16 protein-coding genes are annotated in these 13859 nt (G+C 37.5%); 6 read left to right on the top strand and 10 right to left on the bottom strand.

From position 1 onward, the window contains the following. Positions 1–354: 354 nt before the first annotated feature. Positions 355–525 (bottom strand): Asp23/Gls24 family envelope stress response protein, encoded by a 171-nt coding sequence (locus tag IE222_RS22565; RefSeq protein ID WP_191276640.1) that lies wholly within the window; start codon positions 523–525, stop codon positions 355–357. A 236-nt stretch (positions 526–761) separates the two neighbouring features. Here IE222_RS22565 and IE222_RS22560 point away from each other — a divergent pair, with 236 nt between their 5' ends. Together IE222_RS22560 and IE222_RS22555 are read left to right on the top strand one after the other, a co-directional pair. Next, the gene (locus IE222_RS22560; protein ID WP_191276639.1) at positions 762–1517 is read left to right on the top strand and encodes a TraR/DksA C4-type zinc finger protein; all 756 of its coding nucleotides are present in this window, start codon (positions 762–764) and stop codon (positions 1515–1517) included. 115 nt (positions 1518–1632) lie between these two features. Beyond that, entirely contained in the window at positions 1633–1923 is a 291-nt protein-coding gene (locus IE222_RS22555) for a transposase (protein WP_191276638.1), read from the top strand. Positions 1924–2051: 128 nt separating this feature from the next. On the opposite strand, the gene IE222_RS26765 is transcribed toward IE222_RS22555, so the two are convergent. The 3 genes from IE222_RS26765 to IE222_RS22545 all read right to left on the bottom strand — a co-directional run bounded on the left by IE222_RS26765 (position 2052) and on the right by IE222_RS22545 (position 4024). Then, positions 2052–2183 (bottom strand): hypothetical protein, encoded by a 132-nt coding sequence (locus IE222_RS26765; RefSeq protein ID WP_275671493.1) that lies wholly within the window; start codon positions 2181–2183, stop codon positions 2052–2054. Between the two features lie 105 nt (positions 2184–2288). Beyond that, the gene (locus tag IE222_RS22550) at positions 2289–2720 is read right to left on the bottom strand and encodes a DUF2383 domain-containing protein (protein ID WP_191276637.1); all 432 of its coding nucleotides are present in this window, start codon (positions 2718–2720) and stop codon (positions 2289–2291) included. Between the two features lie 149 nt (positions 2721–2869). Beyond that, positions 2870–4024 (bottom strand): acyltransferase family protein, encoded by a 1155-nt coding sequence (locus IE222_RS22545; RefSeq protein WP_191276636.1) that lies wholly within the window; start codon positions 4022–4024, stop codon positions 2870–2872. Positions 4025–4228: 204 nt separating this feature from the next. Between IE222_RS22545 and IE222_RS22540 the strand changes: the two genes are divergently transcribed. Further along, positions 4229–5494: an erythromycin esterase family protein gene (locus IE222_RS22540; protein WP_191276635.1), complete on the top strand. Its 1266-nt coding sequence runs from the start codon at positions 4229–4231 to the stop codon at positions 5492–5494. Between the two features lie 45 nt (positions 5495–5539). Here the strand turns inward: IE222_RS22540 and IE222_RS22535 are convergent, their stop codons facing one another. From IE222_RS22535 to IE222_RS22520, 5 genes are all read right to left on the bottom strand, one after another. Further along, the gene (locus IE222_RS22535; RefSeq protein ID WP_191276634.1) at positions 5540–6574 is read right to left on the bottom strand and encodes a M14 family zinc carboxypeptidase; all 1035 of its coding nucleotides are present in this window, start codon (positions 6572–6574) and stop codon (positions 5540–5542) included. Between the two features lie 296 nt (positions 6575–6870). After that, positions 6871–6963 (bottom strand): peptidoglycan-binding domain-containing protein, encoded by a 93-nt coding sequence (locus tag IE222_RS26985; protein WP_370465079.1) that lies wholly within the window; start codon positions 6961–6963, stop codon positions 6871–6873. 92 nt (positions 6964–7055) lie between these two features. Further along, complete coding sequence (locus IE222_RS22530; RefSeq protein WP_191276633.1) at positions 7056–7838, bottom strand: hypothetical protein; 783 nt, start codon at positions 7836–7838, stop codon at positions 7056–7058. After that, positions 7825–8856: a hypothetical protein gene (locus IE222_RS22525; protein ID WP_191276632.1), complete on the bottom strand. Its 1032-nt coding sequence runs from the start codon at positions 8854–8856 to the stop codon at positions 7825–7827. Before IE222_RS22525 ends, IE222_RS22530 begins: the two co-directional genes overlap by 14 nt. Positions 8857–9286: 430 nt before the next feature. Beyond that, positions 9287–10159, bottom strand: a complete 873-nt coding sequence (locus tag IE222_RS22520; RefSeq protein WP_191276631.1) for an aldose 1-epimerase family protein — start codon at positions 10157–10159, stop codon at positions 9287–9289. 220 nt (positions 10160–10379) lie between these two features. Here IE222_RS22520 and IE222_RS22515 point away from each other — a divergent pair, with 220 nt between their 5' ends. From IE222_RS22515 to IE222_RS22505, 3 genes are all read left to right on the top strand, one after another. After that, on the top strand, positions 10380–10934 hold the full coding sequence (locus IE222_RS22515) for a hypothetical protein (protein WP_191276630.1): 555 nt from the start codon (positions 10380–10382) through the stop codon (positions 10932–10934). Positions 10935–11132: 198 nt separating this feature from the next. Next, the gene (locus IE222_RS22510) at positions 11133–11666 is read left to right on the top strand and encodes an HD domain-containing protein (RefSeq protein ID WP_191276629.1); all 534 of its coding nucleotides are present in this window, start codon (positions 11133–11135) and stop codon (positions 11664–11666) included. Positions 11667–11675: 9 nt separating this feature from the next. Further along, positions 11676–12656 carry an aromatic acid exporter family protein gene (locus tag IE222_RS22505; protein ID WP_191276628.1) on the top strand — a complete coding sequence of 327 codons (981 nt, stop codon included), beginning with the start codon at positions 11676–11678 and terminating at the stop codon, positions 12654–12656. 78 nt (positions 12657–12734) lie between these two features. Here the strand turns inward: IE222_RS22505 and IE222_RS22500 are convergent, their stop codons facing one another. Then, positions 12735–13598 carry an amidohydrolase family protein gene (locus IE222_RS22500; RefSeq protein ID WP_191276627.1) on the bottom strand — a complete coding sequence of 288 codons (864 nt, stop codon included), beginning with the start codon at positions 13596–13598 and terminating at the stop codon, positions 12735–12737. Between the last annotated feature and the right edge of the window lie 261 nt (positions 13599–13859).

Below are 13859 nucleotides of genomic sequence, written 5' to 3'. Positions count from 1 at the left end.
TTTTACCGTTGACCACGGTTTCGGGACTCCTCGGGCAAAATCAACCTTTCTTTTTTACCGTTGACCACGGTTTCGGGACTCCTCGGGCAAAATCAACCTCGCTTTTTTACCGCTGACCATGGTTTCGGGACTTCACGGGCAAAATCAAATTCGCTTTTTTACCTTTAACCATGATTTCGGGGACTTCACGGGCAAAATCAACCTCGCTTTTTTACCGCTGGCCACCGTTTCGGGAGCTCCTCAGGCAAAATCAAATTCAACTTTTCACCGTTGACCTAATCTTGTTTTTTTGGTGTTTTTACAACAGAAAAATGCCAGGCACCATTGAGATTTATGGTTGGTGCCTGGCACTATTTAATTAAATTCTGAAAAGGCTTCTCCATTTTCGTCATTTTGTTCAATTTGATTCATTTTTTTATCAATATATTTATTCGAATAAAATAATAAAAAAACAAAGAGAATTAAACATCCGCTAATAATCAACAAGAAATATTGAAACCAAGCACCGAAATCCATGATCTCCATTTAAATTCCCCCTTATCATATTAACATTTTCGATGATTTAAAATATATTTACCCAAATAACAGCCAATAAATCATAAAAAATGAATACTGAAGAAAAAAACTGCAAAAGTGCCACAGAATCATGCAACTCTTGCAGCAGTATTACTACGCCCTGTAATGTCCCAGGGTTTTATTACATACAAAAAGGGTATTATTTTTAGAGATAAATAGAAATATTGAGAAGGATGTGAATCATCATGCTGTCTACAAAGCAACTTGATACATTAAAAATGAGGCTTGAAAAGGAAAAGCAGGAAATTAAAGACCAGATTGAATTTAACAATAAATACAATCAAATGGATGCTAGTTTACGAGAAACAGTCGATGAATTATCCGCATATGACAATCATCCTGCCGACCTGGGATCAGAATTAATGGAGAGACAACGAGAATTTGCTTTAGAGGAACACCAGGACAAAGAGCTTGAAAAAATAAATACGGCACTGGCAGCCATTGAAAATGGAGCCTATGGAAGGTGCAAGGTTTGCGAGGAGGAAATTCCTTTTGAGCGGCTGGAAGCTCTCCCTGCTGCCTTATATTGTGTAAACCACTCCCCGGAGACAACAGGCATAGATGAACGACCCGTTGAGGAGGACATCATAGAGCCATTCTCCAAAGAAAATTCGTTCAGGCATGATTCGAACGATGGTATTGTCGATACTCAAGATAGCTTTGAGGAAGTAGCAAGGTTTGGAACCTCGGAAACGCCTTCAGACCTGGTTGGTGATTATGATAGCTTTAATGCTCTTTACAACAAGGGGGAAAACGAAGAATCGTACACGGAGGATTATGAAACCTATTCTGCCACTGACATCACAGGCCAGAAGAAAAACGTTTTGCCGTCTAGAAAATTAGAAGAATACAAGGACCTGCTGGATAGAAAAGGGATTGACTCCAAAATTGGAGATATTCCCTACAAAAAAGGTGACAGTTATCTAAAGGATCACAAATAAGACAGAAAAAACTTTAAAGCCTCCATTGTCTTTTAATGGAGGCTTTGTTATCTACTTACTTAATCAAGTTTAACAATCTTTCGTTTTGTGAAGAATGATAATCGAGGTGATAATAATGAAGATCCTTTTAATTCTAGGAAGTATTGTTATTCCCATTTTAATGATTGTACTTCAAAGGAAATGGAAAAAGCTCCAGACCTTTTATCATTTTGCAGCGATCCTATCAGCACTTATTTTTGGAAATATTGCTGCTCTTGCCATACTCGAAATTATCAAGGATCATACCGTCTTTATGACCAATATTCATGGCGTATTTCTAAATCCCTATTTCTTATTTACAGGGGCTTATTTAGGAGTGTATTTGCTTTATACCCTTGTATTAAAAGCATTAAATAATTATAACTAATCAAGTTTTCTCGTATTGAGTCAAATATATAGCTTTTGAAATAACCCTTGTACGCTTTTCATCAAAAAAGCGAACCGCCCATGTAATTTCACATGTCTGACGGTTCGCTTTTAAAATCCTAAATTATATTAAAACCACAATCTTTTATTATAATCATATTCATAAAGGTCAACATTTTCTTCTTCAACTGTTTTCGGGACACATTCTTCACATGGCTTGTCCTGCTCATTATGTTCACATTGTTCAACTAATAGTTCCATTGTTGTATCCCTCCCTTTTCGTCTACTTTTATTATAATGTAAACGTTTCCATATTTCCAGTGTTTTTTTCTGGTAATCAACATTTAAATAGGACTTTGCTTTTTTTCAATGCAGTAATTTCCTCAACTCTTCCGCTTGCCTGCGGCTTGTATCAATTACATCTTCTACTATTTTTTTGCTTTCTGGATCGAGGTCTCCCCTTACAAGTTCCTCTGAATATTCAACACCGTATTGATCCAAACCTTTTAAAGCATTTTTAATGATTTTGGTTGAATCGTCTGGAAGCATAATCTTATGTATTAAACTGCCCATCTTACCTGAAACACCTTCGCTATCTGCAGGAACGCCATTTAAATTTTGAATCCGTTCGGCAAGCTTTTGTGCATTCAGCTTTGCGTCCTGCTGCATGGATTGAAACATCTGCTTTAGCTGTGGATCCTCCAGTTTTTGAATATGATGTTCAAATGCATGAATACCCATATAGGTACCTCTTAATAATGTATTTAATTCTTCAACTACAATCTCTTCCTTTTTCATGTGCTCACTCTCTCTTTTCCTTTTTCTTTTATTATGAGAGTTTCAGGTATTATTATCCTTTTTGTTTTTCCTGGAAGTCCATTTGAAAACTCCTTTCTTGAAAACTACAATCATAAACGGTTTTATAGGAGAGAAGTTTTTAATCAGTTTTAGACTGGCGTTTGAATTCCTTTCCTTTTTTCATTTTTTTCGACCGATTTTAAACCGAACAAAACCCGTAACAAATTAACCTTACGAATGATAAAGTGATACAAGAACATAATGAATAGAAATGTTAACGGTACTAAAAACATAACTTTAACAGGTACTGCCCAATCTAGGTTATAGATGAAAAACCCTAATATGATAATGATCGGCTGGTGAAGGACATAAAAAGGCATAGAAGCTTGGCTTGTATACTTTAATGTCCCATTTGAGAAGTTTAAGAATTTGTCACCTAAATATAGGATAAAGAAAAGAACGTTCCATACTAAAACAACTCGAAGAATCATAAACAAAACCCAATTCAATGAAACATGCATCGGAAATCCATTGTACATTACCCATGAAATATAACCCAAACTACTGATTACGCTTAAACAACCAGATAAAACTCCAATTCTCCGTACAAATTCCCTTACAGATTCTCTTGCAAAAAAGATATATCCATAAATGTATAATAATAGATAAAAAATAATGCCCCAGCTGGCTAAATTCACAATAGTATTGACAGTTAATGCCGCTGCCATTAAAGGGATTGGCAGTAAAAAGTAATGAAAAGCTCCAAAAACTCTATGTTCAGCTTTTTTTCTCAATTTTATAAAAAAAGGCAATGTAGCAACAGAAAAAAGCAGCAGCATCAAAAGATACCAAAGATGATGTCCGAAAAAGGCAAAATTACCTGTTCCACCTATTTCCAAATATAACCCGTCAAAATAATGAGGAAAGAACTTTAAAAACGAACCATCAAATTGATTGTTTGTTACTCTTTCAATGTACACTTGAGGTGGTGAGAAAAGAAAAATTCCTAGAAGTAAAGGTAATCCCAATCGTAAAAATCTTTCTTTCAAAAAGCTTTGAGAATTTCTTTTTTTTAAGGCGTGATATGTACTTATTCCGGAAATGACAAAGAATAATGGCATGATCCAATTGCCCACTAGGAGAGAAAAGATCTCTATATATGAATGATTAATGATGTTGTTCTTAATGTGCCATTCAAAGGAATTAAAGAACATCGAACAATGATAAAGGAACACCATCAACATGGCCAATACCCTTATCCAATCTAAATCGTAATATCGTACATAACGGTTGTTATTTTCCATAAATTTCCCCTTAAATAGAATATACCATTCAATAACTATAGGACTATTCTACCAAGTATTTTGATAATTTGAAACAAATATACCAGCTTAACAAACCAGGAGTAGTAAATAAGAGCACATGGTGCCTGACACCCTTCTTCCGTATGAAACCTCTAAAATTTCGCAACCTATAAGGAAATGTTATTAGCTCGGGGAGGTTAGAGTATGGAGCAAGCGATGATTGATTCGATTAGGAATTGCGCGGTGCCTTTTGAAGATTTTCATGAATTCGATGTTATTTTACGTGAAATTGACCAGCAAAGGTTGGTCTTGCTTGGGGAGTCATCCCATGGCACCTCGGAATTTTATAAAATCAGAGCAGAGCTTTCAAAGCGGCTTATCCTTGAAAAAGGTTTTACGTTTATTGCCGTTGAAGGAGATTGGCCAGCATGTCAAGCCGTTAATCAGTATATCAAAGGATGGGATCGGCAACACACTCATGCGCGAGATGTTGTTCAAGCCTTTAACCGCTGGCCGACCTGGATGTGGGCCAACGAGGAAATCGTGGAGTTTATTGAATGGCTGAAGCAATACAATCAAACCCAGCCACGTGAAAAACAGGTTGGTTTTTACGGTATCGATGTCTATAGTCTGTGGGAATCGATGGATGAGCTCCTCCGTTATTTGAAAAAAACAAATTCACCCGAACTCGAGGCAGTACGAGATGCGTTTGCCTGCTTCGAACCATTTAACCGGCAGCCAGAGAAATATGGGGTCTCCGCAGCTTTCTATCAGGAGGATTGTCGCGATGAAGTGGTAAAGCTTTTAACCGACATCTGTTTAAAAAGAAATTGCTACTTTGACGATGTGGAGAGCGGATTGAATCTTGAGGTGAACGCACTCATTACGGCTAACGCGGAAAACTATTACCGGACGATGGTGACCGACGATACCGAGTCGTGGAATATTCGAGACCGTCATATGGTTGAGGTCCTAAATCGAATTATGACATTCTTTTCCCACAAGGCAAAAGGAGTTGTCTGGGAGCATAATACCCATGTTGGAGATGCGCGGGCCACAGACATGGCAGACGAAGGAATGGTTAATGTTGGCCAAATTTTAAGAGAACAAGAAGGCGCTGAACAGGTCTATATTATAGGTTTCGGAACACACCGTGGCTCCGTCATTGCCGCCAGCCGATGGGGCGATGATTTTAAAATCATGATCACACCGCCGGCAGAAGCAGGCAGCTGGGAAGACCTGATGTATAAGGCAGGTGCGTCTAATAAGATTTTGATTTTTAATGAGAACAACAAAGAACTTTTTAACCAACCCGTTGGTCACCGCGCCATTGGAGTCGTTTACAGTCCAAAATACGAACATCTAGGCAACTATGTCCCATCCAAAATGTCAGAAAGATACAATGCCTTTATCTACGTCACTAATACAAAAGCCCTCCAACCACTCGAAGTTGAAATTGCATTTCTTTAAAGGGTGTCACCATGTGAAAATTTCACATGGTGACACCCTTGCTTGTTAGTAACTGTAGTGTTGTTCAGGCAGATTGTCATATACTGCGGGATCTGCTGTGTTGATGGTGCCGTCTGCAATTGCTTTTGCGGTTGCATCGATTGCTGTGAATGCCTGTTTGATGATGTATCCGTTTGATTTTTGTCCAAGAACATATGGTTCGTACGAATGGTCAGCCATGCCGCGCATTTCAAACAGCATGACGGATATCCCGTACTGAAGCGCCATGGCATTCGATGCAACACTCGTGTTAGTGGAAGGCTCATCATATTTTAGTACATGCCCCCACCCTTTTGAATTCACATTTTCCAAGAGGACGGCAGCCAATTTTTTCGAATGGAGGAGAACCTCCTTGTCAACATCCGGATGATAAGGAGCCAGCACAGAACCGGAAGTTAATTTTCCAAAGTAATCCTCCTGGGTGCCTTGGTGATGTAAATCGATCATATAATCAATATGATATTTTTGTAGAACATTTTCGTGCAGAGCGCGGGTTTCAGGTGCCCTTTTGTTAACGTGGTCGCGGTTCAGGTCAAGCCGATCAGCGTTATATCGGGTAAGATGACGTCCGCTTGCCATATAATTATCCAATGAAAAATTCACATCCCCCATCGCTCCATCTGCATTAAACATCGGGACAATCAAGATATTCACGTTCTTTAGCATTTCTTTTATATTCTTGCTGTTTGAACCAAGATGACGAATGTACTCAAGCGCCCCTTCAGTTGTCAGCGCTTCATTACCATGCTGCTGGGTAAGATACAGGATGGTCGGATTTTTAGAATCTGTTATGTATTTGACAAGGAAGATGTCCCGACCTTTTACTGTCTGACCGATTACTTCAAGCCCCATGTGAGCCTGTTTCACGGCTTCTTTTTTTAGAAATGCCGCCATCTCGTCATAGGTTGTCAGCATAGCCGTCTGGACTGTTTCATTTCCATTTACATCAGGACCGTTGCCGGTTGCATAAACCGGTGAAAAGCTCAAGCTGGACGTTGCAATCAGTGCTGATAAAGATAGGGCATAAAATTTTTTCTTCATCTTGCTTCCTCTCCTCCATATTGGAATAAATCACCTTTATTATAGAATGAAAGCGTATTCATTTCTATGAATTAGGGGATTTTATTATGAAAATAAGCCTAAATAACTAATGTAAATAAGATTTTTAGAACCTTGGTGCAAAAGGTCTTGTTTTTCCAATTATTTATCATTTAGTCAGGCACCCATTAACCTTTTTTATAATGAAGCTATGCCCTTTTCCGCTGTTAGTCTTTAGCTAAACTCTACTTCAAAAATTAAAAAAACTGCCCAATAAATTGAGCAGCTTCTCTCCGAAACTATTTTATTCCTAGCGCCTTTTTCGTTGCCGGTCCAACAATCCCGTCTACTGTTAGTCGTCCGTCCATCTGGAAGAGTCGAGCCTCCTGTATACCATTTTTTGATGATACTCGTCTAGATTATTAGAGGTCCTTTTAGACTATATTTACTGGCATTAACTCTAGAGTAAAATGGCACCAACTTTTCACCTTAAAATAAAGAATACCACTACTAATAGGATAGAGATTCCCTGACCAACTGCTAATCCGATTAGCCATTTTTTTAAGTTTCTTTCTTTCTTAGCCGTGGTATCATGGTGCTGTTTCCACTTTTCATCCCATTTTTCATTCCATTTTACTAGCAGGTCCTTTTGAGCTTGCTGTTGTTGTATTTTCCATTCCTCTGCTTCTGTAAGAAGATTTCCTTCTATAGAGGTTATATTGTTAATGATAAAGGATAATCTTTCACCAACAGATTCATATTTTACATTTGTAACGGAAGCCTGCTCGTTAAGTTCTCTTGCAAAAAGACCGTGGATTTCCTCCTGTGATGTACGAATGGCCTCTAGTACTTTCTCGGTTTGCAGGTCGATAAACTTATAATCATTCCGCTGCAATTCTCTTAAATCAGTCAGCAGCTTTTCAGTCTTCGTAATATATTCTTGATATTGCTGATGCCACTGGGAGATCTTTTTTTCCAATAAGATGATTTTCTCATGAAAATGCATCATTTCACTATCGAATAACTCTGATTGGCGTGTGATGATTTCTTCCCTTAGCTGTTCACTGATATGTATAGGAACCTGTTTCATCGAATGCTGCATTTTTTCAACAGATTCATATACTTCCTCATTCAATTGAGCTATTGTTTGTTCACGTTCTTTTAACAGACTCTTTAATTCCTCATAAAATAATAGGTTATTGATTTTTTTTAACGATTGAATCGCTTCATTATATTTTTCATCCACGACAGTATTAGGAGTACTCATTTTTAAAAATCCTCCCTGATTGCTTTAAAATAATTTGGCAATATTGATGATAGAGCCATCGGTCCACATCACTTGTCTGTTTTGCGAACAGTTTCTCCTGCCATTCCGAAACAACATTCACAAATTCTTCTTTTAGGATTTCATCTAATTTCCGCAGCCGGTCTAAATCATGATTCCATTCCCAGTGAACCTTCGTTAGCTTTTCTTCTAATTTTGAAATGCTCATTTCCTTTGCCCTATTTTGCTCTTCCTTTTCTTCTATCTCTTGAAAGACATTCTGCAGGTGCTCCTTTTTAAGGGTGCACATCTGTAGAAGTACTTTTTTTCCATACTGTTTAAAATGATTCAATTGCTCCACATAATAATTGTAAACAGCAGAGTTATTTTCATTTAACGTATCCTGTACAATTTGATAATCGTCTTCAAAGTTTTTCAGCACCAGGTATCGATCAAGCCCTCGACCATGCTTCAACGATAAGCACCTAACCGGTGGATTGGTTTGTAGAGCAATGGGTAGAAATTGTCCAAATCTGCTTGTACCCTTATCTAGCTGCATCTGATAGAACTCATCCATTTCTCTATTCATTTCATCAAAGCTTTTAACCAGCTTGGTTGTTTTCCGATCTTTAAATAGGACCTGCCCCTTTATCTGATCAAATTCAAACTTCTTGTCTAAGTCACAGTTGAATTTTTCTAATAAAATTGTATCTAAATCTGTTATCAGTCCTTCATAATGAGCGATTTCCTCCTGAAGGGAATGAGCGGTCCTATTCAGATGATGAAAACTTTGCTCAACTTCCTCATGACTTTCTTTTACCAGTTTAATATCTTTATTGGTCTGTTCCAATTCTCGAGTTTTCTGTCTGTGCCTGCTGTCATGCATGTTTTTAATCTGCATAATCTGATGTTCACCTGTGATTTCCTCATTTTGCAGCAACTCTTTATCAAATCGGATAATCGCTTTGTATATCCATTGGTCCTTTTCTTCCTCGAGTTTAGTTAGCAAATCGATGCTCATGCTTCATAACCTCTTTAAATTCTATTTCACTTCATATCATTGTTAATTTATTGTATAGACTAAACTCCAACCAGGAAAATTCTGCTTTTAGTATCAATATATGACCATTATCGCTATCATCTCTTATTTTTCTTATTCCCTATTTTACTCACTTATTGCTCCGCTTTTCCAGCGATTTTGATATTTTTATTGAAAAAGGGGTCAGATGGATTATAAAAATTAAAAAGAGGATCGTAGACCGGCCAAACGGTACATCATAGAAAACTAAGTATGAATCAATAGTGAAAAACTTTTAAAATAAAGGCATTGGAAATTGTTTTTTTCCAATGCCTTTTGAATTTGACTATTATGTTGATTTTATAAAATAAACCCTGCTGCGCCTTCTCATGAAGCTGTCAAAACTTTGAACCAAGAGAACCCTCCCCTTGTTTCATATAAACTTCATTGTATACTCCGCCTGGAATGTTTCACTTGGTTGAAGTTTATTGATTCCCAATTTCTCCTTCAAGTTGCCAGTTGTATTATATGTATCAGCAATCCCGTACCAAGGTTCGATGCAAACAAACGGAGCGATCTTACCATCTGTGTATTTCGACCAAATTCCAACAAACGGAAACCCTTCAAATCTAACTTCTACACCATGATTCGACTTATTTGATGTAAGTGTAACTTGATCAATATTACTATAAATCAGGGCATCATTCACAAATAGAGAGTCAGTGAGTGAAATCGTTGAAAGATCATTGACTATTCCTTTCTCACGAACCAGAGAATTCCATATTTCAAATTCCACCACATCCTTATTTGCAGCAGGAATTATGTCCAAACTATAATCCTTCATTGTTTCATTTTTTAAGAGTGGAACCCTAAATGCAGGATGGGCACCAATGGAAAAATACATATCTTCATTGGTTTCATTTTCAATATCCCAACGAACAGCGAGCAAGTCCTCATTAAGGCTATAACTAATTTTCGCTTTGAATTCGTAAGGATAAACATGAAGGTATCGCCCCTCAGACTCGAATCGAAAGGAAACGTCCGTATTTGTTTTTTCTTCCACTTTAAAATCCACATCACGTAAAAATCCATGCTGAGACATCTCGTAGGTGTTACTATCAAGGTGATAGCGGTCTTCCTGTAAACGTCCAACAATCGGAAATAGAACTGGTGAGACGCGTCCCCAATAGGCAGGGTCCCCCGTCCACATGTAGTCCAGCCCATTTTTCTTATGCGTCACTTTACGAACTTCTGCCCCATGATGACTAATTTCTACCTTCAACCACTCATTTTCAATAACAATCATATTTGATCTCCTTATCTCTGGTCTGTATTGTTATCCTTTATTATACCGAAAGTCTACTTTTTTAGTTCAAAATTTAATGTGTCTTAAATGTATTCAGCATTCTTTTTAGACTGTAATTTTTTCTCAGTTATGTTCTTTCTTTAACGGGTACATACATTACATCCTTTAAACATTCAAATAATAGACAAATTCTACAAAGTCTATTTTTAGGGGGATCGTCATGTTTGGATTTGCTGACATTATAAAATTTCTAATCTCTTTTTTTGTAATCCTGCCTATCGTTACTCTTATCCATTTAAGCGGGCATATTTTTTTCGTCACGCTTTTCGGAGGATTAGAGAAAAAAATCGTAATAGGCTGCGGAACAAAGGTATTTTCCTTTTGGAATATTGAAATAAGGAAATACTACTTCTGGAATGGGGCCTGCGAGTTTAAGTCGTTAAGGCATGATAATCGTTTTACGAACACCTTAATTTACCTGGGCGGGTCTTTATTCAACTTAACCAGTATTTTTCTAGTAAACGCCCTTATTTCTCAAGGAATCCTAGATACGTCCGTTTTTTGGTATCAATTTGTCTATTTCTCATTTTATATACTGTTTCTGTCGCTTTTTCCTATGTATTTTTCGGATGGGTCGCCCAGTGACGGCAAGGCGGCAGTACTCACATTGAAAAACCAGCATGAAAAGAAAATAAGTGACGATATTCAATTCATGAAAATGGAAGAACAGAATAAAACGAAGGAACGTTCCAGGGATCGATTTTCAGGAGATTAAGCGTGCTTATAATGATGTTTATTTTTCCATAACTTACATCCATTAATAATTGAATTCGTATAGCAAATTCTGAACACCCTTCCCTATTATTTTTGGATATTGTTTCTTAGATTAAACCCTGAAATAATATCCTTTCTTTCAAAAACACCATGAACTGATTTATAATACAAATTAATAATTTTAATAAGGGTGATTTTCATGAGACACGTTACATTGATCCAAATTTTCAATCATCAAATTGCGAAAAAATACCTGAGCCGTTCTGGAATTGCTCATGCCATCGCCTGTGCCTACCACGCTTTCAAATTAGCAAAAAAGGAGAATGTATCTGTAGACTTGGCAACCAAAGCCGCACTTTTGCACGATATGGGGCATTATACTTGGTATAGCAACGGAAAATGGGATTATGATTTATATAAAAAGAATGATATTCATGCGATTAAAGGGGCCGAGCGGGCTCATAAATTGTTAATTAGATTGGGAGAAAACCCGATTATCGCGAAGGAAATTGCATTAGCTATATTATTTCATACAGATTCTTATATGCCAGAGGGTTTTATCAAAAGAACACCATTACAGGAAATCGTCAAATTAGCAGATGAAATGGACGAGGAACAAGGCGGCATGCATCATTATCGAAAAATCGAGAGAGAAAAGGCGATCAAAATGATTGAACGACTAGACCAAATGGTGGAAGAAGAAATGAAAATAACATCTGAAAATATGGAGTAGAGGTATGAAATGTTCCCATTAAAAATCGGTTATCGAACAATCAAGACTGCTATCGGAGCGGCAGCCGCAATTAGTATTGCGCAATTTGTCGGCTTGAATTCCTTTGCTTCGGCAGGAATCTTAACAATTCTTTGTGTACAGAGTTCCAAAAAGAAGTCGCTGCATGCGGCCTACTCCAGGTTTTTTGCCTGCATGCTCGCCATCGCCTTTTCGTTTGTCTTTTTTGAAACGATTGCCTACCATCCTGTTGTCCTGGGACTGTTGCTCTTGTTGTTTATTCCTGTTACTGTCCGTTTTAAAATATCGGAAGGGATTGTTACGAGTACAGTCATTATTCTTCATCTTTATACAAGTAAAAACATTACGCTTGCAATTGTTTCTAACGAGATCGCACTAATTGTTATCGGAATTGGCGTTGCCCTGCTTGTCAATTTATATATGCCTAGTCTTGATACTAAATTGAGACAATATCAAGTGGAGATAGAAAATAATTTCCGAACCATTTTTCAAGAAATGGTCGCCTATCTTCGGACTAATGAAAGCCGCTGGGTAGGGGAAGAAATCCTTGAAACGGCTCGCTTGCTAGAAGAAGCGAAAAGTCTTGCCTTTCGGGATGTCCAAAATCATTTTCTTCGCGCTCAAGATTATTACTACCATTATTTTAAAACCCGTGAAAAACAATTTGAAATTATTGAACGGATTCTGCCAATGGTGACATCCATTGACCTGCTTGTGAACCAGCGATATATGATCGCAGACTTTCTTGAAAAATTAACCGATGCCATTCACCCGGGAAACACGGCACAGCTTTATTTAACTCGTCTCTATGAATTGCAAGATCAATTTAAAGAAGAACCTCTCCCTACAACCAGAGATGAATTTGAAGCAAGAGCCCAGTTATTTCAACTGCTGAAAGAGCTGGAACAATACTTATCAATAAAGAAATCATTAAAGGTCGATCAGCTTTTTGTAAAAGGTCATAATACATGAGAAATGCTCCTGGTTAGACGGAGCGTTTTTTATTTGCCCAAGATTAATTGGAGCGGCTAAAACGTTCAGCTGCTCCAATTAATCTTGAATTAATCTTAAAAAGTTTTTGCGAAAAATATAGTCCTTTTGCTCGTCAGGAATTTGAAGTGAATCAATCCAATTTTTCTTTGCCGAATAGTCATAGTGATTAAATTCTTTCGCGCCATATGGTCCGTCGCAGCCGTAAAGGATTTTACGATATCCTAAATAATCCACTGCCTGCTTCACTATAGAGGGACTGAGATAATCACTTGATGTATCAATAAAAACATTTGGCTGTTCTTTAACATATCTCCAACATTTTTTCCAAAACGGAATACCGGCGTGAGCATAAATTAATTTAAGCTTAGGATAGTTTTCGGGTAAATATTTATAAGAGTCTGGTTCTGAAGATAAATGGATAAGCATTGGAATGCCTTTTGATTCACACATAGCCGCAACTGGATCAAGTGCTGTAATGCTATATTCATGCATGAACGGATGAGCTTTCACTCCTATAAAAGCAGGTTTCATTAGATATAATTCTACCTCTTCCAGTGATTCCGGGAGCTTGGGGTTCACTGCTGCCCACCCTAAGAATCGGTCTGGAAATCTATCAATTGCATCAGCAACCATCTCATTGTTGGGCTTGGTAAAAATCTTGTATGTATTGCCGTAAAGTTTCAAATAGCCATCCTGGACTAAACTATCATAAATTTTGTAGCCAAATGGAGGTGTATAAAGGATGAGAAAACGAAATAAGCCTTGTAAATAGTGCTGAAAAGTGCTGTCCACTTCAAACATAGTTTCGTTCATCGGAGCAATTAGCGCTGTTTTGGTTACACCATTTTTATCCATCCCCTCTATCATTTTTTCTAAAGTCAGCATTGTTTCGTCTACATGAAAATGGCAATCAACTATCATGTTACTCCTCCCCTCCGAATTACTATTTTATTTATATGCTCAGACCACTTAAGTTAAGAAGCATCCTACTCATCAATAGTTAATTAACATCCCCGGTGTTTAGGATGCGATTGCTAAATGGATTGATTGGATGGGATTTGATTCTCAATACCTTTTTAAAAGAATCATAACATGGAGCTTGGACACGCTTCGAGCAATAGAACAGAGTTCTTTTACCCCTACACCTCTTTTGGGTATGGCTGCGGCAATAGAACCGGACTC

The sequence above is a fragment of the Neobacillus kokaensis genome, assembly GCF_014656545.1.
GTDB lineage: Bacteria > Bacillota > Bacilli > Bacillales > Cytobacillaceae > Neobacillus > Neobacillus kokaensis.
The sequence above is the reverse complement of the archived record's forward strand: the minus strand, read 5'-3'. Positions and strand labels throughout refer to the sequence as shown.

Excerpts from the sequence above, each read along its gene's own strand:
- IE222_RS22565 (WP_191276640.1), bottom strand. The coding sequence starts at position 525 with ATGGAGATCATGGATTTCGGTGCTTGGTTTCAATATTTCTTGTTGATT.
- IE222_RS22560 (WP_191276639.1), top strand. The coding sequence starts at position 762 with ATGCTGTCTACAAAGCAACTTGATACATTAAAAATGAGGCTTGAAAAG.
- IE222_RS22555 (WP_191276638.1), top strand. The coding sequence starts at position 1,633 with ATGAAGATCCTTTTAATTCTAGGAAGTATTGTTATTCCCATTTTAATG.
- IE222_RS26765 (WP_275671493.1), bottom strand. The coding sequence starts at position 2,183 with ATGGAACTATTAGTTGAACAATGTGAACATAATGAGCAGGACAAGCCA.
- IE222_RS22550 (WP_191276637.1), bottom strand. The coding sequence starts at position 2,720 with ATGAAAAAGGAAGAGATTGTAGTTGAAGAATTAAATACATTATTAAGA.
- IE222_RS22545 (WP_191276636.1), bottom strand. The coding sequence starts at position 4,024 with ATGGAAAATAACAACCGTTATGTACGATATTACGATTTAGATTGGATA.
- IE222_RS22540 (WP_191276635.1), top strand. The coding sequence starts at position 4,229 with ATGGAGCAAGCGATGATTGATTCGATTAGGAATTGCGCGGTGCCTTTT.
- IE222_RS22535 (WP_191276634.1), bottom strand. The coding sequence starts at position 6,574 with ATGAAGAAAAAATTTTATGCCCTATCTTTATCAGCACTGATTGCAACG.
- IE222_RS22530 (WP_191276633.1), bottom strand. The coding sequence starts at position 7,838 with ATGAGTACTCCTAATACTGTCGTGGATGAAAAATATAATGAAGCGATT.
- IE222_RS22525 (WP_191276632.1), bottom strand. The coding sequence starts at position 8,856 with ATGAGCATCGATTTGCTAACTAAACTCGAGGAAGAAAAGGACCAATGG.
- IE222_RS22520 (WP_191276631.1), bottom strand. The coding sequence starts at position 10,159 with ATGATTGTTATTGAAAATGAGTGGTTGAAGGTAGAAATTAGTCATCAT.
- IE222_RS22515 (WP_191276630.1), top strand. The coding sequence starts at position 10,380 with ATGTTTGGATTTGCTGACATTATAAAATTTCTAATCTCTTTTTTTGTA.
- IE222_RS22510 (WP_191276629.1), top strand. The coding sequence starts at position 11,133 with ATGAGACACGTTACATTGATCCAAATTTTCAATCATCAAATTGCGAAA.
- IE222_RS22505 (WP_191276628.1), top strand. The coding sequence starts at position 11,676 with ATGTTCCCATTAAAAATCGGTTATCGAACAATCAAGACTGCTATCGGA.
- IE222_RS22500 (WP_191276627.1), bottom strand. The coding sequence starts at position 13,598 with ATGATAGTTGATTGCCATTTTCATGTAGACGAAACAATGCTGACTTTA.